Source organism: Candidatus Viadribacter manganicus, from assembly GCF_001679665.1.
In the GTDB taxonomy this organism is placed as follows: Bacteria; Pseudomonadota; Alphaproteobacteria; order Caulobacterales; family Aquidulcibacteraceae; genus Vitreimonas; species Vitreimonas manganica.
The window spans coordinates 649,788-671,760 of the sequence record NZ_CP013244.1 but is presented as its reverse complement, the minus strand read 5'-3'; the positions used below and the strand labels follow the sequence as shown (position 1 = coordinate 671,760).

Sequence of the window (21,973 nt, the reverse complement as noted above, 5' to 3'; positions counted from 1 at the left end):
GCTTTACTCGGCCGCCAACGCTTGGGCGCGGCCGAGATCGACGCTGACGAGTTGTGAAACGCCTTGTTCCTGCATGGTGACGCCGTAGAGGCGGTCCATGCGGGACATCGTCACCGGATTGTGGGTGATGACGATGAAGCGCGTTGTCGTGAGGCGCTTCATTTCTTCCAACATGCGGCAGAAGCGATCGACGTTGGCGTCGTCGAGCGGCGCATCGACTTCATCCAGCACGCAGAGCGGAGCGGGGTTGGCGAGGAACACCGCAAAGATGAGCGCGGTCGCGGTGAGCGCCTGTTCACCGCCTGAGAGCAGCGAAAGATTAGTGAGCCTTTTGCCCGGCGGTTCGGCGAAAATCTCGAGCCCGGCCTCGAGCGGATCATCGCTCTCGGTGAGTTTGAGATTTGCGCGCCCGCCTTCGAACAGGGTGGCGAAGAGTTGAGCGAAGTGCGCGTCGACTTCCTCAAATGCACGCAGCAGACGTTGGCGGCCTTCGTTGTTCAGCGTGGTGATGGCGCGGCGAAGTTTGGCGACGGCTTGGGCGACGTCCTCCTTCTCGCGCGCCAGAGTGTCGATGCGTTCCTGCGCGTCCTGCAATTCTTCTTGGGCGCGGAGGTTCACGGGGCCCGCGGCTTCGCGCTCGGCTTTTAGACGCTCCAAGCGGCGTTCGACTTCGCTGATCGGCGCTGTGCCGAATGCGCTGTTCAATAGGGCGCCTGCGAGGTCGGCCAGTTTGTCCGGGGTCACGCCAGCTTGTTCTTGCGCTTGGGCGGCGATGTCAGCGACGCGAGCGGTGTTGCCTTGGGCGTGCGCTTCGGCGCTTGCCCGGCGTTCGCGTGCATCGGCGTGCGCTTGCTCGAGCGAGCGGGCGCGATCGCCGGCGACGCGCGCGGCGGTTTCAGCTTCAGCGACACGATCGCTGGCTTCGACGCGGCGTTGCTCGGCCGTGCCGGCTTCTTCCATCAAAGCTTCGAGCTTTGCGGCTGCGGTTTGCGGCGCGGCCTTGGCGGCGTCGCGGCGCTTTTCGATTTCATCGAGTTCTTTGGAGAGCGTCTTCAGGCGGGCTTCGGAGCTATCGATGCGCGCGCGCCATTGCATCGTCTCGGCGTCGACGGCTTTGCGGCGAGCGTCGCGCTGGGCTTTGTCGCGCACGATGCTCTGGGTGAGGGCGGCGGCTTCAGCGGCGGCTTGACGGGCAGCGTCGACGCTGGCGCGTGCGGCGGCGATGGCGGCTTCGTCAACCTTAGCCGGTGCATCGCCAGTTGCGCCTTGCGCTGCGCCGAGAGCAGCGCGCGCGTCGGCGGCTTCAGTGTCGAGCGTTTGCGCTTGGGTGTTGAGATCAGCGGCGCGCTCGGCGATGCGGACGCGTTCTGCTTCAAGGCGTTCTGCTTCGCGAAGTGCGTTGGCCTCGGCGGCGGCGAGTTTTGGTGCTTCCGCGCGCAGCGTGCGGGCTTTCGCGTCGAGAGCTTGGCGCTCGGCTTTGGCGGCCTCCAAAGCCGCTTTAGTCTTTGCGGCGTGCGCCTCGGCGGTTTTGAGTTCGTTGCGCGCCGCTGCGAGACGGTTTTTGTGTTCGAGGCGCACCGCGGCTGGTTGCGGCGCGTCTGCGCGGCGAACGAAACCGTCCCAGCGCCACAGATCGCCTTCGCGTGACACAAGGCGCCCGCCTGGCGGCAATGACTTCGCCAACGCTGCGCCGTCTTTTGCTTCGACGACACCGATCAGCGTCAGGCGTGCGGCGAGTTGCGGCGGCGCTTTCACGAACCGCGTCAGCGATTGCGCGTTCGCGGGCAAATTGGGGGTTGGAGTGTCGGCGCCGGCCCAGCGCGCTGGCGCTTCGGCGCTGGTCGATGCGTCGATGTCATCGCCGAGCGCGGCGGCGAGTGCGCGTTCGTAGCCTGGCTCCACATCGATCGAAGCCAGTACGGGTGGAAATTTTGCGGCGTCGGGCGGCGCGAGCTTGTCGAGCGCGCGGACTTCGGCGTCGAGCTCTTGCAGCGCCTTTTCGGCGGCTCGGTGCGGCGTCCATGCGGCTTCGTCGGCAGTTTCAGCGCGCTTCAGCGCAGCTTCTGCTTCAACGAGTTCGGCACGGAGCTTTGCGCTTTCTGCGTGCGCTTTGTCGGCGGTGGCTTTGGCCGCGGCGGCGCGCGCTTCAATGTCGGCGCCGGCGGGCAGGGCCTTGATTTGCGCGTCGAGCGCGCGCTTGCGTTCTTCGAGACGTGCAACGCGTCCGCGCGCGCCATCGGCGGCGGCAGCGAGGGCCTGCGTGCGGGCCTTGGCGGCCGCGGCGGCGGCGGCGAGAGTTTCAAGTTCTGTTTCGGCTTTCGAGCGGGCGGCGACAGCAACGGCTTCTGCGTCCTGCGCTGCTTTCAAAACCGCCTGCGATTTTTCGCCATCGCCAGCGCCGAGCGTTGCTGCCTCTTCCGTCAGCCGGGCCAAGGATGCGTGGGCGTCTTGCTTCAGCGCTTCAAGTCGCTCGTTTTCTTCGCGATTGCGCCCGGCGTCCCGATCGCAACGTTCGATGACGCTTTGCGCTTCGGCCAGATCGCGCTCCAGGCCGACGCGCACGCCTTCGAGACGGCGCAAAACGGCGGCGGCGATCATTTCTTGTTCGCGCAGCGGACCAAGTCCCTCGCGCACTTCGCCGGCGCTGCGTTCGGCGGCGCTAGCTTCGGCGCCTGCCTGCGCGACGGCGCGCTCGGCTTCACGCAAATGCGCTTGCGCTTCGGCTTCGCGCTCGCGCGCTTCAGTCCAGCGGCGATGCAGCAAGAGTGCTTCGGTCTCGCGCAACGTCTGGGCCAGGCCACGGTAGCGCTCAGCTTGGCGTGCTTGCTTTTTCAGGCTCGCGGCTTGGCTTTCGATCTCGGCCAAGACTTCATCGAGCCGGGTGAGATTGGTCTCAGCGGCTTTTAGCTTCAGGTCCGCTTCGTGACGGCGTGCGTGCAGGCCTGCGATGCCGGCTGCATCTTCGAGAATGCGTCGCCGGTTTTGCGCCTTGGCGGAGATGAGCTCGTTGATCTGACCTTGCCGCACGAGGGCAGGCGAGTTGGCGCCGGTCGCGGCGTCCGCGAACAGCAATTGAACGTCCTTGGCGCGGACTTCCTTGCCGTTGATTTTGTAGGTCGAGCCAAGGCCGCGGCGGATGCGGCGCGTGATTTCGAGAATATCTTCGTTCTGAAACGGCGCCGGTGCGCGTCCGCGCGCGTTGGAAAGAACGATAGTGACTTCGCCGTGTTCACGCGCCGGACGCCCAGCGGTGCCGGAGAAGATCACATCGTCCATGTCGGCGGCGCGCATGGACTTGGCGCTGGTCGCGCCCATGACCCAGCGCACCGCTTCGAGTAGATTTGATTTACCGCAGCCGTTCGGACCGACGACGCCCGTCAGCCCATGTTCGATCGGCGCACGCGCCGGATCGACGAAGCTTTTGAAGCCAAGGAGGCGCAGCTCTGTGATGTGCACGGAAGCCGCGCCCTCTCCGTTAGCCGCCGGCGCGCGCCGCGATTGCTGCGTCGAGCACTTCGGCGACCTTGGCGAAATCGAAGCCGGCGCGCTCTTGGCCCGTCACTGGATCGCGGATGACGCCCGAGAAGCGCTCCGATGGGATGTTCTCGCCGTTCAGGAAGAACATCGGCGTGCCCGAGACGTTGTCGCGGCTTGCGAGTTCGCCCAGGCGTTGCATGCGCTCGGCGCCAGCAGGATCGGCGACGCAAGCGAGAACTTGTTCGCGCGAGAGGCCAGCGGCAGCGCCGATCTCAATGAGCTTGGCTTCGATGCCTTGGCGCGAGCCGGCTTGGAACATCGCCGGTTGTTGTTCGAACAGAACGCCGAGGCGGCTGAAGTACTGCTCGGGCGAGGCGTTATTGCAGCGTGCGAGTTGGTACTCGGCGAGTGCGATGGTGGGGATCACGCGTTGCGGATCGACTGGCGCCAGCACTTCGCGGAAGACGAAGTGGATCTTGCCGGTGTCGATGTAGTTGGTCTTGAGCTGATCGAAGACGGCTTCTTCAAACTCGCGGCAGTGGCTGCACATTGAGGAGCCGTATTCGATCAAGGTGACGCCGGATTCTGGGTTGCCGATCGCCATGTCGTCGGGGGTGAGGCCGGCGGCCGCGCCGCCACCAGAACCGTTGCAGCCGGCAACAGCTAGAGCGGCAATTGCGCCGCCGCCCAAGAGCAAATTCCGGCGTCCAATAACGAGCATGCAAAACCTCCAGATCGGCCGGGAGGCATAGAGTTTTTTCGAGGCCGTGGAAACCTCTAGCCCTGCTTCACCGCGCGGCCGAGGCGCAATAGGGCCGATCTCAGGCCAGGGTCGCAGGCAGGGTCAAGCGTTTGCGCCAGGGCGGCCTCTTCGGCGCTGCTGAGCGGCTTTTGAAGGGGGCGGACGTTCGGCGGCTCAACGGCGGTTTTGGCCGGAGCGCGATGATCGACGCGAATGGCCTTCACTTTGGCCCCTGCAGTGCGCAGCCGCTCAATCAGCAGCGGGGTTTGCTGCTGCAGGAACGGGGCGAGGGCGCTGGGAACATGGATGGTGAGCGTTCCGGCGGCCAGTTTTACGGGGGTGGCGCGGGAGAAGCTCTCGCCGGCAATGTCGCGCCAGCGACGCTTCAGTTCACCCAGGCCGAGGCCGGTATCTTTCAAAAGCGGCTTCAGCACCGCAGCCAGGGCCTTGTTGGCGCTTGGCGGAGCGGCCACGGTCATGCGGCCGCGCTTCGCAGACAGCGCCAAGGCCGCATCGGCCTCGGTGGGGCCGGCGGGCTTGGGGGCGAGGACCATTTCCTCGGCCGCACGGAAGCGGTCGCGCAGTGACATAGACCGTTGAGCGAATCGTAAAGCCATGAACAAAGGGTAAAGACGCCCCATGCCCGCGCTTGCTCAAAAACGACCTAGGCCTGGGGATAAGGGGCCGGCAACTCGGGATAAGTTGCGGAAATCATTGCTAAAATGGTATGATCGCGAGGGGCGCGATCTGCCCTGGAGGCTGCGTCAAGGCCGCCCCGATCCTTACCGTGTTTGGCTCTCCGAGATCATGCTTCAGCAGACGACGGTGGCTGCGGTGGCTCCGTATTTCACCCGATTCTTGGAGCGTTGGCCGGATGTTGGCGCGCTGGCGGCGGCGCCTCGCGATGACGTGCTCGGGGCCTGGGCGGGGCTTGGCTATTACTCGCGCGCCCGCAATCTCCACGCCGCTGCTCAAAAGATGGCTGTCAATGGCGTGCCGCAAAGCGAGGCGGCTTGGCGAGAGCTTCCCGGCGTCGGCCCGTACACGGCGGCGGCGATAGCCGCGATCTCGTTCGATGGAGCGACCAATGTCGTCGATGGTAATGTGGAGCGCGTGATTGCGCGGCTCCGCGCGGTCGATACGCCGTTGCCGCATGCGAAGCGCGAGCTTCGCGCGCTTGCGGGCGAATTGGTGACGGTGGATCGGCCGGGCGATTGGGCGCAGGCTTTGATGGATTTGGGCGCGACGGTGTGCACGCCGCGTTCGCCCCGGTGCGAGACGTGTCCGTGGGCGAATGATTGCGCAGCGTATGCGAGCGGTGCGCCGGAGACGTATCCGCGCCGCGCGGCGAAGGCGGAGCGTCCGCGCCGATATGGCGCGGTGTTTCGGATCGAGCGAGACGGCGAGCTCTGGCTGGTGCGCCGCCCCGACAAGGGGTTGCTCGGCGGCATGGCGGCGCTGCCGACAACCGAATGGCGCGACAAGAAGTGGACGCGCGCTGAAGCGCTGAAGCATGCGCCGGTCGCGGGCGCATGGAAGAAAGCGGGCGCGGTCGAGCACGTTTTCACGCACTTCGCGCTGACGTTGGATGTATATAAAGCTGAGATCGCGCCGCCGAACGATGGCTGGTGGGGCGATGTCAGCGCGCTGCCGACTGTGTTCAAGAAGGCGGCGAAAGCGGGAGAGAAGCGCTCATGAGCGAAACTTTTGAAGGTGGATGCTCGTGCGGCGCGGTGCGCTTCAAGCTCGCGTCGCGTCCTATGTTCACCCATTGCTGCCATTGCCTGGATTGTCAGAAGCAAACCGGTGGCGCGTTCGCGATTAATGCGCTGATCGAAACCGCGCGCATCGAAATGTTGCGCGGCGATTTGCAGAAGGTTGAGATGCCCAGCCCGAGCGGGCGCGGGCACGATGTGTATCGCTGCCCCAAATGCGAAGTCGCAGTGTGGAGCGATTACGGGCGGCGTCCGTATTTGCGATTTGTGCGCGTGGCGGCGCTGGATGCCCCGCACGCGATCGCGCCGGACGCGCATATTTTCACCAAGAGCAAAGTGCCGTGGGTGCGTCTGCCTGAGGGTCAGCGCGCGTTTGATGTGTTCTACGATATGAAGGCCGAATGGTCGGCCGAGAGTATGGCGCGCCGCGATGCGGCGTCGGCGAAAGCGTGAACGAGATGGACCGCAACCACGCCCTGGTCGGTTCAGCGGCGTTTCTGGTGATCGCGCCGGGAACGGTTGCGGGTCTCGTTCCTTGGCTGATTACCAAGTGGCGCGTCGGTGAAGGCGCCAGTTCCGGCTATTCGATTGCCGGCGCTATTTTGATTGTGCTGTCTCTGGCGTTGCTGATCGAGTGCTTCGTGCGCTTTGCGGTGAGGGGGCTCGGAACGCCGGCGCCGCTGGCGCCGACGAACAAGCTGGTCGTCACCGGCGCGTATGCGCGCGTGCGCAACCCCATGTACGTCGCGGTGCTGGGGCTGATCTTCGGACAGGCGCTGTGGTTCGCCTGCGCCGCTTTGATTGCGTATGGCATCAGCATCGCCTTCGCGTTCACATTGTTCGTCATCTATCGCGAGGAGCCACGACTGCGCCGTGCGTTCCCTGACGAATACGAAGCCTATTTCGCAAACGTGCCGCGCTGGCTGCCGCGTCTTACGCCCTGGAAGCCGTGACGCAAAAAAGCGAAGGACACGGAGGGGAGCATCTCCGTGTCCTTGCTTGAGTGATCGCCGCTTAGGGCTCTTAGGCGACGATCTGTGCAGCCTGATTCAGTGCGGCCAACGCGCCAGGAAGGAGAAAAGCTGCGGCCAGGGCCAGGCTTGCAAACTTGGTTGTGATGGTGGCGGCCATGTTCGTCTCCCCGTGTTCGATGAGGAGAAGTTAGGCGCGCGTTGCGCAGCCGGCAGTGACGGTGGTCACGCGCCAGCGGCGTCGCGCTTCGACAGGCTCAGCGTGACGCTTCTTCCAACGCTGGTGCCAAACGGCGTCAGCCTGAGTTTGTCGAAGGCGGAGTGCGTTAACCCGTAACGATGCGGTCGAGGGCGTTGGCGACGATGGGGTGATACATGGCGCGCGCCTGAGCATAGATGCGGCGCGCGATCGGGCGGCCCCAATCGCCTTTGGCCATCAGCGCCCGGTAGAGCGGACGCACGAACTTGCCGCGGCCTTGGCTGGTCAGGAAGTGCGTCAGCGATTGCACGCCCGGATCGTATTGGTTGTTCACGACCAGTTCGAGCCAATTGAAGAGAACTTCGTTGTTGCCAACGCCATTGAGATGGAGGGCGCTTTCGAGCGTGTCCAAACGTGCGCGCGGCAATTGGCGCGGCAGTGTTTGCAGGAAGCGTTGGCGCTCCTGCGTAACCCAACCTTCCCAGGCGGCCGCATCGGGTGCGCCGCCGTCATTGAACGCGGCAACGGCTGCGTCGACGCGGTCGAATGCGTCGGAGTGCGGCGCTTGAGCGTTGGACGGCAGGCCGGGCTCGTAAGCCCAGGCATCGAGTTGCAGCTCCTGCTCCAAGGCCGCATCGCCGCGCACGGCGCGTTCGCGGAAATCGGCGAGGAATTTCTGCGTCGTCATCGGTTGGAAGGCGTAGCGATCGAAGTATGAGCGCAGATAGGCGTCAAAGCGCGTGCGGCCGACGATGCGCTCGACGGTGCGCAGAAAGAGTGCGCCTTTGTCGTAGACGATGGCGCTGTTGCTTTCGTCGGCGCCGCGTTCGCCAATGAGATGGAGGCGCTGCGAGTTGGCCGGGATCGTCGCGATGGCTTCCTGGATGCCTGCCCAATCCAGCACGCGCGCCATGTTGGCGCGTTCTTCGCCGTAGAGGGCTTCGGTGATGCGGCCTTCAAAATAGCTGGTGAAGCCTTCGTTGAGCCAGCTATCGGCCCACACCGCGTTGGTGACGAGATTGCCCGACCATGAGTGCGCGAGTTCGTGCGCGATCAGCGACACCAGCGAGCGATCGCCCGCGAGGAAGGTTGGTGTGAGGAAGGTGAGGCGGGGATTTTCCATGCCGCCGAAGGGGAATGAGGGCGGCAGGATCAGCACGTCGTAGCGGCCCCAGCGATAGGGCCCATAGAGGGCTTCAGCCGTGCGCACCATCGCTTCCATGTCGGCGCATTCGTAGAGGCCGCGCTCAAGCACTGACGGCTCGGTCCACACGCCCGTGCGCGGGCCGACAGCGCCGAACACCAGATCGCCGACGCCGATCGACATGAGATAGATCGGCACAGGATGGCGCATGCGGAAGCGGAAGGCGTGGCCGCCTTCGGCCGGCTCGCCGTTCGGCGTCAGCATTTCGGCGCTCATCACCGCGACGAGATCTTGCGGGACGACAAGGCGCACGTCGTAGGTTTGGCGAATGCCGGGGCTGTCCTGCGTCGGCGCCCAGGTGCGCGTCAGGATCGATTGACCTTGGCTGAACAGGAACGGCTTGCCGCTCGCGGTTTGCTCCGGCGTCAGCCATTGCAGCGCGTCGGCGTCGGGCGAGGTCTCGTAGATGATGGTGATCTCGCGCGCGCCGTTGAGCTGGATCGTCATCGGTGCGCCGCGTTCGGCGTCGTTGGCGCCGATGGTGAAGGGCAGGGACTGGCCGTTGCCGCTGACGATGCCGATGTTGAGACCCTTTACGTCGAGCACGATTTCGCGTGCGTCTTGGCGCGCCGCGATCGAGAGCGTGCAGGCGCCTGCGAGGATCTTGCGTTCGAAATCGACTTTGAGATCGAGCGACACGTTGAGCACGCGCGCTTCATCCGGCTTGGCGTATGAGTGCGGATCGTGCGGCAGCGGCGGTAGCGACGAGCGGATGTCGGCCGTCGCGCAGGCCGAGAGAGCCGGTGCGGCGAGCGTTGCGGCCAACAAAGTGCGCCGTTCGATCATGCGTCAAATCCCCAATTCTGTAGGGGCGCGGTAACGCTATCGGGGCAGCAGGCGCAAGCGCGCTAGTGTCGCGCGCGAACTATGGTGCAGGCTGCGTTGCGGCAGTTGCGGCGGACGCGGTGTGGATTTGGTCGAAGACGCCGCCATCGCGGAGAGGGGTTTCGTAAGCGTCTTGCCGGCTTTGGAACACGCCTTCCACCGTCACCAGCGGCACGCTCGGGAAGCGGCTTGCGTTGCGTTGCAGCACGCCGGCGTCGAACGGGCGGTAATATTGGCGTGCGATGATCTCTTGCGCCTGCAGCGTGTAGAGAAATTGCAGATAGCCTTCGGCAGCGGCGCGCTCGGCGATGCGGACGCGGAGCCGACGAAGGTACGGCGTGACTGCACGCTCAATGCGCCCGTGCTTCCTTGATCAGCGCTTTGAGCTGATCGCGCGCGAGGATCTTGATCCCGGAGCGGCCCATGCTGATCCAGCCTTCGTCCACCCATTCGTGCAGCTTGCGATTGACCTTCTCGCGGCTGGCGCCGATGCGGCGTGCGATCTCCGTTTGGGTCAAGGTCACGCTGGTGCTGTCGCCGGCTTCTTCGAGGATGCGTAAAGCCAAGCGGCCGCCGAGGTCGAGCGTGTGCGCGTCTTCGATGGCGGCATCGGCGCTGCGCAGGCGCCGGCTCATTTCGGCGAGCAGCTTTAGAAGCGCTTTCGGTTCGGATTCCAGCGCAGCAAGTGCTTGATCGCGATGGATGCGGAGGAAACGCGATTTGCGGATGGCGGCGATATCGGCCGAGCGCACGCCGCCGTCGAGCACGGCCATTTCGCCGATCAACGCCGGTGGCTTCAGCGAGGCCATGCGCACGTCTTTGCCGGCTTCGGTCGAGGAGCGCACTTCGACTTCGCCTTCGAGCAAGACGTAAAGCGCATCGCCCTTGTCGCCCTTGGCGAAGAGGAGCTTGCCGGGCTCAACCGTGCAGGGTGTGCCTTGCTTGGCTAAGCGCGCGCGCGTTGCATCGCTGAGCGCAGCCATCAACTCGGCCTTCGCCAACGCCACTTCGACGTTCAGGAGCTCTTGCTTGTCCGCCATGACGTCCGCTTTGTGCCACAGCGCGGCGAGGGGTCAATAAAATGCGCCCCGCCAAGATCCTAGAGCGCCGGCGCCATCGCCATTTGGCGGCGGATTTCGCGCCGGAAGAGGTCGATCGATTTCGGACCTTGCTTGGTTTCCAGGTTCCAGAACGTCCAGCCGTTGCAGGCGGGCGCATCCGAAGCGAGGGCGCCGATGCGGTGGATCGAGCCGGTCGCATCGCCCAGGGCCAGCGAGCCGTCGGCGCGAACGCGTGCGCGTTTGCCGTTGGGCGCCACCAGCCAGGCGCCGGGATGAATGAAGCCGGCTTCGATGACTTGGCCGAATGGCACGCGCGGCTCCTCTTTCTTGGATTTGGTCACTTCCAAATCTTCGATCGAGACCGGTTTAATTTTCTTCAACCGCGCGCGAGCGCCTTCGGCGTACTCGGCTTCTCGTTCGATGCCGATGTAGTGGCGCCCCAGTCGCTTCGCGGCCGCGCCTGACGTGCCGGTGCCGAAGAAGGGGTCGAGGATGACTTCGCCTGGCTTGGTGGTGGCCAGAACGACGCGGTGCAGCAGCGCTTCAGGCTTTTGCGTCGAGTGCAGTTTTCGGCCTTCGCGGTTTTTCAGGCGCTCGCCGCCGGTGCAGATCGGCAGCGTCCAATCCGAGCGCATCTGCAGCTCGTCATTGAGCATTTTCAGCGCATCATAGTGGAACGTGTACTTGGCTTCCTTGGAACGCGCGGCCCAGATCAGCGTCTCGTGGGCGTTGGTGAAGCGGGTGCCTTTGAAGTTCGGCATCGGATTGGTTTTGCGCCAGACGATGTCGTTCAGAATCCAAAAGCCCATGTCCTGCATGGCGGCGCCGAGCCGGAAGATGTTGTGATACGAGCCGATCACCCAGATCGCGCCGTTCGGCTTCAGCGCGCGGCGCGCTTCGGCTAGCCATGCGCGCGTGAAGTTGTCGTAGGCGGCGAAATCTTCGAATTTGTCCCATTCATCGTCGACGCCATCGACACTTGATTGGTCTGGGCGCGTCAGCGCGCCGCCAAGCTGCATGAAATAGGGTGGGTCAGCGAAAACGAGATCAACGCTGCCATCAGCCAGCTTGCGCATCTCTTCGATGCAATCGCCTTCGATGATCTTGTCTTTGAAGTGGCGCGCCATTGGTCCCCCGAGAAGGGGGGAATCTCGCTTGACGGAGTCCGCGAATCAAGAGTTCGCAGCCGTTAACCATGTTTATTTTTCAGGTGGCCGCCGGCGCCTGCGCTTTGTGCAGCTTCAGGCGATGCCCAAGCGAGAGCAGGTAGGCGACAAAGAAGAGGTACATATAGACTTCCTCCATCTCGCTCGAGCGATAGCCGCCGGTGAAAGCCTGCGCCGAGAAGCTGAACATGTTGAGGTCGTCGATCCGCTCAGGGATGGCGCCGATCTGCGAGAAGATCACCGGCCCGAGGCAGACGAGCGTCGGCGCCAGCCACCAGGGATTGTCGAACAGGCCGCGCCCATTGCGATAGCGCTTCATGAGCGGATGCACGATCGTGCCGAGGATCATGCCGAACAACAAAATCGCGCGCGGCTTCTGATCGAGCCAGCCGCCGCCTGAATTGTGGATGTTGTTTTCGCCCTGATCGTTGAAGATCTCGAAGAAGCCATGCATCTCCCAGCCGAAATAGTGCTGGCCCCAGCTTGTCTCTTCGGTGAGCAGATAAAGAACGCCGACGCTGATCAGAACCAGCCACCAGCGCAGCCATTTTTCGCTGTTCTGAAAAGCGAGGCGAACGGCGAGCGCGAGCGCGACGATCAGGATCGCGGTCTGTGTGTTTTCGAGCAGACCCAGTTCGCCCTTAAGCACGCTAGGCTGCGTGAACGCGAAGAACATAAACAATGCATAGAGCGCCAGGCAGATAAGCCAGATGGCGGGCGCGGAAATATCCGCGCGCTGTTGTTTGGTGGCGTCCCCAGTCATCGCTGGAACATAGGGTCGAGATCGGGCTTGTAAACGCCGCTTTACGTTATGCCGCGATAATGCCGGCCGCTTCGCGAACTGGCTTGAAGCTGCGCCGGTGGATTGGGCAGGGGCCGAGTTCTGCCAGCGCCTTCTGGTGCTCGGGCGTCCCGTAGCCTTTGTGCTTGGCGAAGGCGTAACCGGGATATTGCGCGCAAAACTCAACCATCATTCGATCTCGCTCGACTTTGGCGATGATCGAGGCGGCGGAGATGGAGGCGACATAGGCGTCGCCGTCGATGATCATCTCGATCGGGCACGGCAGCTCCGGCGCTGAATTGCCATCGATGAGCGCAGCGACCGGACGCTCTGAAAGGCCATCAAAGGCGCGGCGCATTGCAAGATATGTGGCCTGGAGGATGTTGATCTGATCGATCTCTTCGGGGCTTGCGATACCGACGCCAACGACGGCGCAGGCCCGGATCGCGAGCGCGAGTTCATCGCGCGCCTCGGCGCTCAATTGCTTGGAATCCGCGAGGCCCTTGGGGCGCTTCTTGGCCGGCAGGATGACGGCTGCGGCCACCACCGGCCCCGCCCAGGGTCCGCGCCCCGCCTCGTCGATCCCGCAAATTCCCATGGTCGCAGGATGGTCCGGATTCGTTGCGTGGAGCAAACGTCAAGGTCAGCGGTCTTTTTGACAATGACGCTTGACAAGGATGAGCTGGTATGTCAAGTAACCCTTACAAGCAGACAAGGTCGCTTGATGGAGGGTGTGATGCGGGGTCGTTGGAGTTTGGGCGTGGTCGTCGCGATCGTGGTGGCCATCTGTGTCGCTACCAGCGGCAATTCTCATTCAGCGTCGGCGCAGCGCCCGAGCCAGCGTTTTGAGGTGAACGTGGCGCTCAACGCCGACGGTCCCTCGATCGGCGTGCGTTACGACGCGCTCGCCATCAGCTTCGAATTTTGAGGAGAGAGAGACACATGGCCGAGCCTGTGCCCGATAAGTTGACGCCGGTCGCCAAGCGCTACGCGCGCGAGATGCTCACGGCGGGTGTTTTGTATTCGATCGTCGTGTTCGCGGGAGCGTTCGCGACGCGCATGGACCTGCCGCATTGGGTCATCGTGGTCGCGGCGATCGTGCCGATCTTTCCGGCGCTTTTGATGTTGCGCGCGTACATCACGTTCGTGAACGGCGTCGATGAATTCCAGCGCCGCATTCAAAGCGAAGCGGTGATGATCGCCGCAGGCGTCACCGGCTTTGGCTGCTTCACCTACGGCTTCCTGGAGGAGTGGGCGGGCTTTCCGCATCTGCCGCTGATCTGGGTGCTGCCGATCCTGATCGGTTCGTGGGGCGTCGCGCTCTGCTTTGTCCGCATGAAGTACAAGTGAGGGAGGCGACCATGACCGCTGGAACCGAGCGCGCCAGAGATCGCGCGGCTGTACGGCTCTTTCGCGAGATGCTTGGCGTAGGCATCGTCTATGTCGCGGCGATTTTCGCATCGAGCTACGCCATCGAGCATTTCGAGATGCCGCAATGGGTCGCCGCATTGCTTGCGTTCGCGCCAATTGCGCCGGCCTTGCTGATGCTGAGCGTGCAGCTCCGTTACATGCGCGCCACCGACGAGTTCGAGCGCCGTCTTCAAAGCGAGGCCGTGCTAATCGCGGCGGCTGTCACCGCCTTCGCGACCTTGGCTTACGGTCAGTTGGAAGATCTGGCCGGTTTCCCCGACATCTCGCTGATGTTCGTTATGCCCGCGCTTTGCATTGTCTGGAGCATTGCCTCAGTCATTCTGCACCTGAGGTGCAAATGAGAAATCGCCTCAAGGTCCTGCGCGCCGAGCGCAATTGGAGCCAGGCGGATCTTGCTGACAAGCTCGATGTCTCGCGTCAAAGCGTGAATGCGATCGAGACCGGCAAGTACGATCCATCGCTGCCGCTCGCTTTCAAGATCGCCAAGGTCTTTGGCTTGCCGATCGAACACATCTTCAGCGACGACGATATCGCGCAAGCTGCCGAATAGGCCGCGCTCGCCGCGCCGTCGCCCAAGAACGTCTCGTGCAAGTTTTAGGCGCCGCCAGCGCCGAAGGAGAAGTCATGTTTGAAGTCACCCGAAAGCTCATGATCGGATCGCTCGCGGCGTTGGTGCTCAGCGCCGCCCCGGCGCCGAGCCAGGCGCAAACCTTCACACCAAGCCGCTTCAGCGTTGAGGTGCGCGGCCAAGGGCCGGACGTGATCTTCATTCCGGGCTTGGGATCGAGCCGCGATGTTTGGGCAGCGCAAGCGGACGCGCTGGCGGCCACGCACCGCTTGCATCTGGTGCAGATCAACGGCTTTGCCGGCCAGCCGCTTGGCGCGTCAGCGGGCCAGGTGATCGGGCCCGTCGTTGATGAACTCGCGCGCTACATCGAGGCCAATCACCTGCAGCAACCGGCGATCATCGGCCATTCGATGGGTGGTTTTGCCGGGCTGACGCTTGCGCGCCAGCATCCGGGCGATGTGGGCCGCCTGATGATCGTGGACTCGTTGCCGTTCTTCAGCGCCATGTTCGGTCCCCACGTCACGGCGGCGAATGTCGAGCCGCAAGCGCGCGCCATGCGCGATGCGGTGGCCGCGGCCGATGACACTGCGTTCACCGCCCAGCAAACCGCCGGTGTTGGCCGGTTGGTGAAAACCGAAGCGCGGCGCGCCGAAGTCGTTGCCTGGAGCGTCGCCTCCGATCGCGCCACTTTCGCGCAAGCGATGTACGAGGTGATGACCACGGATATGCGCGCAGAGGTCGCGAACGTCACCGCGCCGATCACGGTCGTCTATGCGTACGATCCGGCGATGGGGCCAGAGGGGGTGATTGATGGCCTCTATCGCGGCCAGTACGCATCGGCGCCGCATGTGAACTTCGTCCGCGTCGACGGCAGCTACCACTTCATCATGTTCGACCAGCCGGCGCCGTTCCAAGCCGCTGTCGCGGATTTCCTGCGCTAACCCGAGACGCACGCATAAAATTCAAACGCGCCGCCGCGCGAAGGAGCACTTATGTCTATTGCACGCATCTTCCTTGCTACGTTTGCTCTGGGTTTTGTTGCTGCCTGCGCCACATCGCAAGCGACGAATGACGCCACTGGCGCGGCGCCCGCGCTGTTCGTCGCGCGCGACGCTGACTCCACGCTTTATGTGTACGGCGCCATTCACATGCGCCGCGCCAACGATGCTTGGGGTGGTCCGCATGTCGAAGCGGCGCTCGCGGATGCCCAGGAGGTGTGGACAGAGGTCGATCTCGATCCCGCCGCCGAAGCGCGCGGGCAAGCGGAAGCGATGCGCTTGGGTTTATCTGCAGGTGCTCCGCTCTCTTCTCATTTGAGCGAGGAAGATCGCGAACATCTGGGCGCCCTGACGCAGCGCCTCGGCATTCCGCCGCAAGCGCTCGACCGGATGCGCCCATGGATGGCCGCGCTCACGCTTTCGGTCGTGCCGATTATTCAGGCCGGATACGATCCTCAAGCCGGGGTTGATCGCGCTGTCGTCGCGTGGGCGCGAGAGCGCGATAAAACCCTGCGCTCATTCGAAACGCCGGAGCAGCAGGTGGCTCTGTTCGCGAATTGGGGTGAGGAGGCGCAGGTCGATATGCTGCGTCAGGCGATCGAAAGCGCCGACGAGGGCGTTGAACTCGTCAACGGCGTCTCGGCGGCTTGGGATCGCGGCGACATTGCGGAGATTGAAGCGCTCACGGTCACCGAAGTGCGCACGACCTATCCGAATGTGTACCGGCTGCTTTACGTCGACCGGAACAACGCTTGGATGGAGGTGCTCTCCCGAGAGCTTGACGGCGCCGGCGTGGACTTCGTCGCGGTGGGCTCGGGCCACCTTTACGGCCCCGATGGCCTCATCGCGCAATTGCGCGCCCGCGGCGTTCGCGTCGAACGTGTGCAGTAACTGAAAAGACGGGGCATTCCGCTTGAAAGCGGGGGCGGGCGCCGGTACGCGTCCGCCTCATGACTACCCACAAGCCGCCCCGCTGTTTTCAGGATGTGATCCTGACGCTCCAGAATTACTGGGCCGAGCAGGGTTGCGCCATTCTGCAGCCATACGACGAACAGGTCGGCGCCGGCACGCTGCACCCGGCCACGACGCTGCGTTCGCTCGGGCCGAAGCCGTGGCGCGCGGCGTATGTACAGCCCTCGCGGCGGCCGAAGGATGGGCGCTACGGCGAGAACCCAAACCGGCTACAGCACTATTATCAGTTTCAGGTGATCTTGAAGCCGAACCCGCCGAACTTGCAGGAGCTTTACCTCAACTCGCTCGCGCGCATCGGCATCGACCCGTTGCTGCACGACATTCGTTTCGTCGAAGACGATTGGGAGAACCCGACCGTCGGCGCCTGGGGCTTGGGCTGGGAAGTTTGGTGCGATGGAATGGAGGTGTCGCAGTACACGTACTTCCAGCAAGTCGGCGGCTTGGATGTGCGCCCGGTGAGTGGCGAACTGACGTACGGGCTTGAGCGCCTCGCGATGTACGTCTTCGGCGTAGATCGGGTTTACGATCTGCCGTTCAACGATCCCGATAGCGAATACCCGGTGACGTACGGCGACATCTTTCTCGAAAACGAGAAGCAGCAATCTCGCTACAATTTCGAACTCAGCGATCCTGAGATGGTGCTGCGCTGGTTCGGCGACGCGGAAGCCACGGCTGCGCGCCTGCTGAAGGAAGGCAACGTGCTGCCGGCGTTCGATTACACGCTGAAGGCATCGCATCTGTTCAACTTACTCGACGCGCGCGGCGTGGTGTCGCCGACTGAGCGGCAGAGTTTCATCGCGCGGGTGCGTGACTTGGCGAAGGGCTGTGCGGGCGCTTGGGAAGAGGGGCAACGCTAATGCCTCAACTTCTTATCGAACTTTTCTCCGAAGAAATTCCGGCGCGCATGCAGAAGCGTGCGGAAGAGGATTTGGCGAAGCTCTTTGGCGAGAAGCTGAAGGCGGCTGGTCTGGACGCAAAGGCGATCAAGACGTTCTCAGCGCCTCGGCGCATTGGATTGTTCATAGATGATCTGCCGGCGAAAGCGGCGGACGTGAATGACGAGCGCAAAGGCCCGCGTGTGGGTTCGCCCGATCAGGCGATCCACGGCTTCCTCAAAGGCGCGGGGCTGACCTCGATCGATCAAGCAGAGATCGTTGAGGACAAGAAGGGCTCGTTCTACGTCGCGAAGATTGAGCGCGCGGGGCGGGCGACGGCGGAGATCGTGCAGGAGATTATTCCGGAGATCATCCGCGCGTTTCCGTGGCCGAAATCGATGCGCTCGCAATCGAGCGACCTGCAATGGGTGCGCCCGCTGCACAACATTTGCTGCGTGTTCGACGGCAAGGCCGTGAAGATCGCGCTTGAAGGCGTCGGCAGCGAAGCTGTGACGTGGGGTCATCGCTTCCATGCGCCGGAAGCTATGCCGGTGACGAGCGCCGCCGATCACGCATCCAAACTGCGCGGCGCGAAAGTTCTGATCGAGCGCGACGAGCGCAAGACGATCATCCTCGAACAAGCCAAAAAGCTCTGCGCCGCGAAGGGGCTGGAGCTGGTTGAAGATATCGGCTTGCTCGAAGAGGTCGCGGGCCTGGTTGAGTGGCCTGTGGTGCTGCTCGGCGATATGGACAAGGATTTCCTCAATCTACCCGGTGAAGTGATCCGTCTCTCGATGCGGACGCACCAAAAGTATTTCGCCGTGCGCGATCCCAAGAAGGGCGGGCTTGCGCCGCATTTTATCGTGGTGGCGAACGTCGAAGCGAAGGATGGCGGCAAAGCAATTGCGGCGGGCAACGCGCGCGTGCTTTCTGCGCGGCTGAGCGATGCGCGGTTTTTCTGGAGCGTTGATACGGCGACGCCGCTCTTTACTGACGAGCGCAAGGCCAAGCTGCAGAAGATCGTCTTTCATCAAAGGCTCGGCAGTGTGTGGGATAAGGTTGAGCGCGTGAAGGCGCTGGCTGAAGGGCTTTGCGCCGTCACGGGCGCTGACAAAAAGCTCGTCGCCGAAGCGGCGAACCTCTGCAAAATGGATCTGGTGACGGAAACCGTCGGCGAATTCCCCGAGTTGCAAGGGCAGGTCGGCCGCCAACTTTCCGCGCTGACCAAAGGCAACCACGAAAGCGTCGCCGCCGCGATCGAAGATCACTACCGGCCACTTGGGCCGAATGATCGCGTGCCGACCGATAAGGTGGCGGTGACGCTTGCGCTTGCCGACAAGTTAGACACGCTCGCGAGTTTCTGGGCGATCGATGAGCGGCCCACCGGATCCAGCGATCCTTACGCGCTCCGCCGCGCTGGGCTCGGTATCCTTCGAACGATATTGGCGAACAACACAAGGTTGCGCTTCGTGTCGATCGCGAGAGAAGCGGCGGATCGGTTCACACAATCCCACGACGTGGATCCGCAGGACATCGCCAGCGACGTTGTGTTCTTCTTGGCGGAACGCCTCAAGATCTACTTCCGCGATCAGGGCAAGCGCCACGATCTCGTCGACGCCGTCTTTGCGCTCGGCGACGACGATCTCGTTCGCATTGTCGCGCGCGTTGAAGCACTCGACGCATTCCTGAAAACCGAAGACGGCGCGAACCTTCTCGCGGGCTACAAGCGCGCGGCGAACATTCTTGCGGCGGAAGAGAAGAAGGGGAAGTGGAGCGCCGAGGAGGCCAAGGGCCAAGTCGATGCATCCAAGCTCGCCGAGCCTGCCGAGAAGGCGCTCTTTGATGCGCTCGAAAAAGCGTTGCCTGCGGCGCGCGCGGCGGTGGAAAAAGAAGACTTCGCTGCGGCGATGAAGGCGCTGAGCGGGCTTCGCGCGCCGGTCGATGCGTTCTTCGATAAAGTCATGGTCAATGCCGAAGACCCGATGCTGCGGCGCAATAGACTTTTGCTGCTCTCGCGGTTACGTGAGGCGCTGTCTCAGGTCGCGGATTTTTCCAAGATCGAAGGCTGATTGCACCGCCTCCTCCTCGATGGAGGAGGCGCCGCGAAGCGGCGGAGGAGGTGCGCGCTCGGTGGTGACGGAAGAGCCTTGGAGGCTCCGCCTTCAAAACCATTGGCCTCACCTCCTCAGTTATCGCTTCGCGATGACAGCTCCTCAATCGAGGAGGAGCGGGCGGAAGGGCTAGAGCGGAATGGCGCAGAAGCAGTGGGTTTACGGGTTCGGCGGCGGTGAGAGCGCGGGCGATGCGTCGATGAAGGCGCTGCTTGGCGGCAAGGGCGCGAACCTCGCGGAAATGTCGAAGCTTGGGCTGCCTGTGCCGCCAGGCTTCACGATCACCACCGAAGTCTGCACCGAGTTCTATGAGAACAAGCGCACCTATCCTGCGGAACTTGCCGCGCAGGTTGATGCGGCGATGGCCGTTCTTGAGAAGAAGGCCGGCAAGGGCTTCGGCGATGCTTCCAATCCGCTGCTGGTTTCGGTGCGCTCGGGCTCGCGCGCCTCGATGCCGGGCATGATGGATACGGTGCTGAACCTTGGTCTCAACGATGAGACGGTTGAGGGTTTGGCGAAGCTCTCGGGCGATGCGCGCTTCGCATACGATAGCTATCGGCGCTTCATTCAAATGTACTCGGACGTCGTGCTTGAGCTGGAGCATGGTGAGTTCGAAGAAATTCTGGGCTCGCAGAAAGATCTGCAGGGCTATTCATCCGACACCGAGATGACGGCTGAGGATTGGAAAGCGGTCGTGAAGGAATACAAGCGCGCCGTGGAGCGTCAGCTTGGCAAGCCGTTCCCGTCCGATCCGAAGGATCAGCTTTGGGGCGCTGTCGGCGCCGTGTTCGCAAGCTGGATGAACGATCGGGCGATCTTCTATCGCAAGCACAACAACATTCCCGAAAGCTGGGGCACTGCCGTCAACGTGCAGGCAATGGTGTTCGGCAATATGGGCGAGACGTCCGCGACCGGCGTTGCGTTCACGCGCGATCCTTCGACCGGCGCGAAGAAGTTTTACGGCGAATTCCTGATCAATGCTCAAGGCGAGGATGTTGTCGCCGGCATTCGCACGCCGCGCGCGCTGACGAAAGCGGCGCGGCTGGAGATGAAGGAAACGGGCGAGTCACTCGAAGAGGCGATGCCTGCGGTGTTCGCCGAACTCGTCGCCGTCTATCAAAAGCTCGAAGCGCACTATCGCGACATGCAGGACCTTGAGTTCACGGTCGAGCGCGACAAGCTCTACATGCTGCAAACTCGCAACGGGAAGCGCACCGCGAAGGCGGCGTTGAAGATCGCGGTCGATATGGTGGGCGAGGGGCTGATCACCACCGATGAGGCTGTGCTGCGCGTTGACGCCGCCGCGCTCGATCAATTGCTGCACCCGACGATCGCGGACGGGTACACGCGTGACATCATCTGCCGTGGTTTGCCGGCGTCGCCGGGCGCGGCTGTCGGCATCGTAGTGTTCGACCCGGACGAAGCTGAGCGCCTCGCCGCTGATCGTCAGAAGGTCATCCTGGTTCGCGAAGAGACGAGCCCTGAAGACATTCATGGCATGCACGCATCGCAGGCCATCGTCACTGCGCGCGGCGGCATGACCAGTCACGCCGCTGTTGTGGCGCGCGGCATGGGCCGGCCGTGCGTTTCCGGCGCCGGCGATATTCGCATCAACATGAAAGCTGGTGAGTTCACCGCCGGCGGACGCGTTGTCAAAAGGGGCGAGACCATCACCGTCGACGGTTCAGCCGGTCATGTGCTGTTTGGCGCGGCGCAAATGGTCGAACCCGAACTTACCGGCGATTTCGCAACGGTGATGACATGGGCGGACGCTGCGCGCCGCCTCAAAGTACGCACCAATGCCGACACGCCGCACGATGCGGACGTTGCGGTGAAGTTCGGCGCCGAAGGCATCGGCCTTTGCCGCACCGAGCACATGTTCTTCGACGCGCAACGCATCGCGTCCGTTCGCAAGATGATCGTGGCGGAAACGCAAGGCGCGCGCATCAAGGCGCTCGATGAACTCTTCCCGCACCAGCGGGCGGACTTCGTCGCCATCTTCAAGGCGATGGGCGGACGGCCGGTCACCATTCGCTTCCTCGATCCGCCGCTGCATGAGTTCTTGCCGCACTCGGAAGAGGACATCGCCGAAGTTGCGCCGTCGCTGGGCGTCACGGCCGATTGGTTGTCGTCGCGGGTCAAAGCATTGGCCGAGAGCAATCCGATGCTCGGCTTCCGCGGCTGCCGGCTGGCGATCGTTTTCCCGGAAATCTACGACATGCAGGCGCGCGCGGTTTTCGAGGCCGCGTGCGATGTGGCCGAGCAGGGCGCAGCGCCGATCCCGGAGATCATGATCCCGTTCGCGATCACCAAGAAAGAGCTTGAGATCTTGAAGGGCCGCATCGACGCCATTGCGGGCGAGGTGTTCGGCAAGCGGGGGCGTAAGCTTGATTACCTGGTCGGCACGATGATCGAGTTGCCGCGCGCCGCGCTGCGGGCCGGCGAGATCGCCGAGCTGGCCGAGTTCTTCTCGTTTGGTACAAACGATCTCACCCAAGCGACCCTGGGCGTTTCCCGCGACGACGCCGGGCGGTTCCTCGGAACCTATGTCGAGCGCCAAGTGTTAACGAGCGATCCGTTCGTCTCCATTGATGCCGATGGCGTTGGGGAGCTGGTCCGGCTCGCCTGCGAACGGGGGCGAGCCACCAGGCAGGGGCTCAAACTTGGCATATGCGGAGAGCACGGAGGCGACCCCGCCTCGATCGCCTTCTTCGAGCGAGCAGGGCTCGATTATGTCTCTTGCTCGCCCTACCGGGTCCCGATCGCGCGCCTGGCGGCGGCGCAAGCGGCGCTCGCCAGAAAAGGCTGACGGTTACCCCACACCGCAAATTACCCCAGGGAACCCCGCTGCGGCGGCCGCGACCGGCCGTCGCGGTC

The 21,973-nt window shown here is 63.4% G+C and carries 21 protein-coding genes; 12 read left to right on the top strand and 9 right to left on the bottom strand.

The genetic code is table 11. The features are described from left to right. Positions 1-3: 3 nt before the first annotated feature. From smc to ATE48_RS03520, 3 genes are read right to left on the bottom strand one after another with little or no spacing between them, the layout of a single operon-like run. Positions 4-3,456 carry a chromosome segregation protein SMC gene (gene smc, locus ATE48_RS03530; RefSeq protein ID WP_066767859.1) on the bottom strand — a complete coding sequence of 1,151 codons (3,453 nt, stop codon included), beginning with the start codon at positions 3,454-3,456 and terminating at the stop codon, positions 4-6. A 19-nt stretch (positions 3,457-3,475) separates the two neighbouring features. Continuing rightward, a complete protein-coding gene (locus ATE48_RS03525) occupies positions 3,476-4,198 on the bottom strand; it encodes a thioredoxin domain-containing protein (protein WP_066767857.1) in 723 nt (240 codons plus the stop codon). A gap of 56 nt (positions 4,199-4,254) precedes the next feature. Beyond that, positions 4,255-4,809: a DciA family protein gene (locus ATE48_RS03520; protein ID WP_066767855.1), complete on the bottom strand. Its 555-nt coding sequence runs from the start codon at positions 4,807-4,809 to the stop codon at positions 4,255-4,257. Between the two features lie 49 nt (positions 4,810-4,858). Here ATE48_RS03520 and mutY point away from each other — a divergent pair, with 49 nt between their 5' ends. From mutY to ATE48_RS03505, 3 genes are read left to right on the top strand one after another with little or no spacing between them, the layout of a single operon-like run. Further along, positions 4,859-5,917 carry an A/G-specific adenine glycosylase gene (mutY, locus tag ATE48_RS03515; RefSeq protein ID WP_066767853.1) on the top strand — a complete coding sequence of 353 codons (1,059 nt, stop codon included), beginning with the start codon at positions 4,859-4,861 and terminating at the stop codon, positions 5,915-5,917. Continuing rightward, a complete protein-coding gene (locus ATE48_RS03510; protein ID WP_066767851.1) occupies positions 5,914-6,387 on the top strand; it encodes a GFA family protein in 474 nt (157 codons plus the stop codon). Before mutY ends, ATE48_RS03510 begins: the two co-directional genes overlap by 4 nt. Before the next feature lie 5 nt (positions 6,388-6,392). Further along, positions 6,393-6,887 (top strand): methyltransferase family protein, encoded by a 495-nt coding sequence (locus ATE48_RS03505; RefSeq protein WP_066774552.1) that lies wholly within the window; start codon positions 6,393-6,395, stop codon positions 6,885-6,887. A 344-nt stretch (positions 6,888-7,231) separates the two neighbouring features. Here the strand turns inward: ATE48_RS03505 and ATE48_RS03500 are convergent, their stop codons facing one another. From ATE48_RS03500 to ATE48_RS03475, 6 genes are all read right to left on the bottom strand, one after another. Then, entirely contained in the window at positions 7,232-9,094 is a 1,863-nt protein-coding gene (locus ATE48_RS03500) for a M1 family metallopeptidase (protein ID WP_066767849.1), read from the bottom strand. A gap of 79 nt (positions 9,095-9,173) precedes the next feature. Next, the gene (locus ATE48_RS19635; RefSeq protein WP_156767583.1) at positions 9,174-9,341 is read right to left on the bottom strand and encodes a hypothetical protein; all 168 of its coding nucleotides are present in this window, start codon (positions 9,339-9,341) and stop codon (positions 9,174-9,176) included. A gap of 142 nt (positions 9,342-9,483) precedes the next feature. Continuing rightward, a complete protein-coding gene (locus tag ATE48_RS03490; RefSeq protein WP_066767845.1) occupies positions 9,484-10,173 on the bottom strand; it encodes a Crp/Fnr family transcriptional regulator in 690 nt (229 codons plus the stop codon). 59 nt (positions 10,174-10,232) lie between these two features. After that, positions 10,233-11,321 carry a site-specific DNA-methyltransferase gene (locus tag ATE48_RS03485; protein WP_066767843.1) on the bottom strand — a complete coding sequence of 363 codons (1,089 nt, stop codon included), beginning with the start codon at positions 11,319-11,321 and terminating at the stop codon, positions 10,233-10,235. Positions 11,322-11,400: 79 nt separating this feature from the next. Then, on the bottom strand, positions 11,401-12,123 hold the full coding sequence (locus ATE48_RS03480; RefSeq protein WP_066767841.1) for a hypothetical protein: 723 nt from the start codon (positions 12,121-12,123) through the stop codon (positions 11,401-11,403). A 46-nt stretch (positions 12,124-12,169) separates the two neighbouring features. Next, positions 12,170-12,739 carry a ribonuclease HII gene (locus ATE48_RS03475; protein ID WP_066767835.1) on the bottom strand — a complete coding sequence of 190 codons (570 nt, stop codon included), beginning with the start codon at positions 12,737-12,739 and terminating at the stop codon, positions 12,170-12,172. Between the two features lie 138 nt (positions 12,740-12,877). Here ATE48_RS03475 and ATE48_RS03470 point away from each other — a divergent pair, with 138 nt between their 5' ends. The 9 genes from ATE48_RS03470 (at position 12,878) to ppdK (ending at position 21,905) form a co-directional block, all read left to right on the top strand. Further along, positions 12,878-13,069: a hypothetical protein gene (locus ATE48_RS03470; protein WP_156767582.1), complete on the top strand. Its 192-nt coding sequence runs from the start codon at positions 12,878-12,880 to the stop codon at positions 13,067-13,069. A gap of 14 nt (positions 13,070-13,083) precedes the next feature. Continuing rightward, positions 13,084-13,491 carry a hypothetical protein gene (locus tag ATE48_RS03465; protein ID WP_066767831.1) on the top strand — a complete coding sequence of 136 codons (408 nt, stop codon included), beginning with the start codon at positions 13,084-13,086 and terminating at the stop codon, positions 13,489-13,491. An 11-nt stretch (positions 13,492-13,502) separates the two neighbouring features. Then, a complete protein-coding gene (locus tag ATE48_RS03460; protein ID WP_066767829.1) occupies positions 13,503-13,913 on the top strand; it encodes a hypothetical protein in 411 nt (136 codons plus the stop codon). Next, the gene (locus ATE48_RS03455) at positions 13,910-14,122 is read left to right on the top strand and encodes a helix-turn-helix transcriptional regulator (protein ID WP_066767826.1); all 213 of its coding nucleotides are present in this window, start codon (positions 13,910-13,912) and stop codon (positions 14,120-14,122) included. The genes ATE48_RS03460 and ATE48_RS03455 overlap by 4 nt, the downstream gene beginning before the upstream one ends. Positions 14,123-14,196: 74 nt before the next feature. After that, positions 14,197-15,081 carry an alpha/beta fold hydrolase gene (locus tag ATE48_RS03450; RefSeq protein WP_228126765.1) on the top strand — a complete coding sequence of 295 codons (885 nt, stop codon included), beginning with the start codon at positions 14,197-14,199 and terminating at the stop codon, positions 15,079-15,081. A 51-nt stretch (positions 15,082-15,132) separates the two neighbouring features. Next, positions 15,133-16,029, top strand: a complete 897-nt coding sequence (locus tag ATE48_RS03445) for a TraB/GumN family protein (protein WP_066767824.1) — start codon at positions 15,133-15,135, stop codon at positions 16,027-16,029. A gap of 59 nt (positions 16,030-16,088) precedes the next feature. Further along, positions 16,089-16,967, top strand: coding sequence for a glycine--tRNA ligase subunit alpha (locus ATE48_RS03440; RefSeq protein ID WP_066767818.1), 879 nt, complete (start codon positions 16,089-16,091; stop codon positions 16,965-16,967). After that, positions 16,967-19,054 (top strand): glycine--tRNA ligase subunit beta, encoded by a 2,088-nt coding sequence (glyS, locus tag ATE48_RS03435; RefSeq protein ID WP_066767816.1) that lies wholly within the window; start codon positions 16,967-16,969, stop codon positions 19,052-19,054. The genes ATE48_RS03440 and glyS overlap by 1 nt, the downstream gene beginning before the upstream one ends. Positions 19,055-19,235: 181 nt before the next feature. Beyond that, positions 19,236-21,905: a pyruvate, phosphate dikinase gene (ppdK, locus tag ATE48_RS03430; RefSeq protein WP_066767814.1), complete on the top strand. Its 2,670-nt coding sequence runs from the start codon at positions 19,236-19,238 to the stop codon at positions 21,903-21,905. Positions 21,906-21,973 lie beyond the last annotated feature (68 nt).

What these genes read in the sequence shown, in the direction of transcription:
- ATE48_RS03525 (WP_066767857.1), bottom strand. Translation starts at nt 4,198, where the DNA reads ATGCTCGTTATTGGACGCCGGAATTTGCTCTTGGGCGGCGGCGCAATT.
- ATE48_RS03520 (WP_066767855.1), bottom strand. Translation starts at nt 4,809, where the DNA reads ATGTCACTGCGCGACCGCTTCCGTGCGGCCGAGGAAATGGTCCTCGCC.
- mutY (WP_066767853.1), top strand. Translation starts at nt 4,859, where the DNA reads ATGCCCGCGCTTGCTCAAAAACGACCTAGGCCTGGGGATAAGGGGCCG.
- ATE48_RS03510 (WP_066767851.1), top strand. Translation starts at nt 5,914, where the DNA reads ATGAGCGAAACTTTTGAAGGTGGATGCTCGTGCGGCGCGGTGCGCTTC.
- ATE48_RS03505 (WP_066774552.1), top strand. Translation starts at nt 6,393, where the DNA reads ATGGACCGCAACCACGCCCTGGTCGGTTCAGCGGCGTTTCTGGTGATC.
- ATE48_RS03500 (WP_066767849.1), bottom strand. Translation starts at nt 9,094, where the DNA reads ATGATCGAACGGCGCACTTTGTTGGCCGCAACGCTCGCCGCACCGGCT.
- ATE48_RS03490 (WP_066767845.1), bottom strand. Translation starts at nt 10,173, where the DNA reads ATGGCGGACAAGCAAGAGCTCCTGAACGTCGAAGTGGCGTTGGCGAAG.
- ATE48_RS03485 (WP_066767843.1), bottom strand. Translation starts at nt 11,321, where the DNA reads ATGGCGCGCCACTTCAAAGACAAGATCATCGAAGGCGATTGCATCGAA.
- ATE48_RS03480 (WP_066767841.1), bottom strand. Translation starts at nt 12,123, where the DNA reads ATGACTGGGGACGCCACCAAACAACAGCGCGCGGATATTTCCGCGCCC.
- ATE48_RS03475 (WP_066767835.1), bottom strand. Translation starts at nt 12,739, where the DNA reads ATGGGAATTTGCGGGATCGACGAGGCGGGGCGCGGACCCTGGGCGGGG.
- ATE48_RS03470 (WP_156767582.1), top strand. Translation starts at nt 12,878, where the DNA reads ATGCGGGGTCGTTGGAGTTTGGGCGTGGTCGTCGCGATCGTGGTGGCC.
- ATE48_RS03465 (WP_066767831.1), top strand. Translation starts at nt 13,084, where the DNA reads ATGGCCGAGCCTGTGCCCGATAAGTTGACGCCGGTCGCCAAGCGCTAC.
- ATE48_RS03460 (WP_066767829.1), top strand. Translation starts at nt 13,503, where the DNA reads ATGACCGCTGGAACCGAGCGCGCCAGAGATCGCGCGGCTGTACGGCTC.
- ATE48_RS03455 (WP_066767826.1), top strand. Translation starts at nt 13,910, where the DNA reads ATGAGAAATCGCCTCAAGGTCCTGCGCGCCGAGCGCAATTGGAGCCAG.
- ATE48_RS03450 (WP_228126765.1), top strand. Translation starts at nt 14,197, where the DNA reads ATGTTTGAAGTCACCCGAAAGCTCATGATCGGATCGCTCGCGGCGTTG.
- ATE48_RS03445 (WP_066767824.1), top strand. Translation starts at nt 15,133, where the DNA reads ATGTCTATTGCACGCATCTTCCTTGCTACGTTTGCTCTGGGTTTTGTT.
- ATE48_RS03440 (WP_066767818.1), top strand. Translation starts at nt 16,089, where the DNA reads ATGACTACCCACAAGCCGCCCCGCTGTTTTCAGGATGTGATCCTGACG.
- glyS (WP_066767816.1), top strand. Translation starts at nt 16,967, where the DNA reads ATGCCTCAACTTCTTATCGAACTTTTCTCCGAAGAAATTCCGGCGCGC.
- ppdK (WP_066767814.1), top strand. Translation starts at nt 19,236, where the DNA reads ATGGCGCAGAAGCAGTGGGTTTACGGGTTCGGCGGCGGTGAGAGCGCG.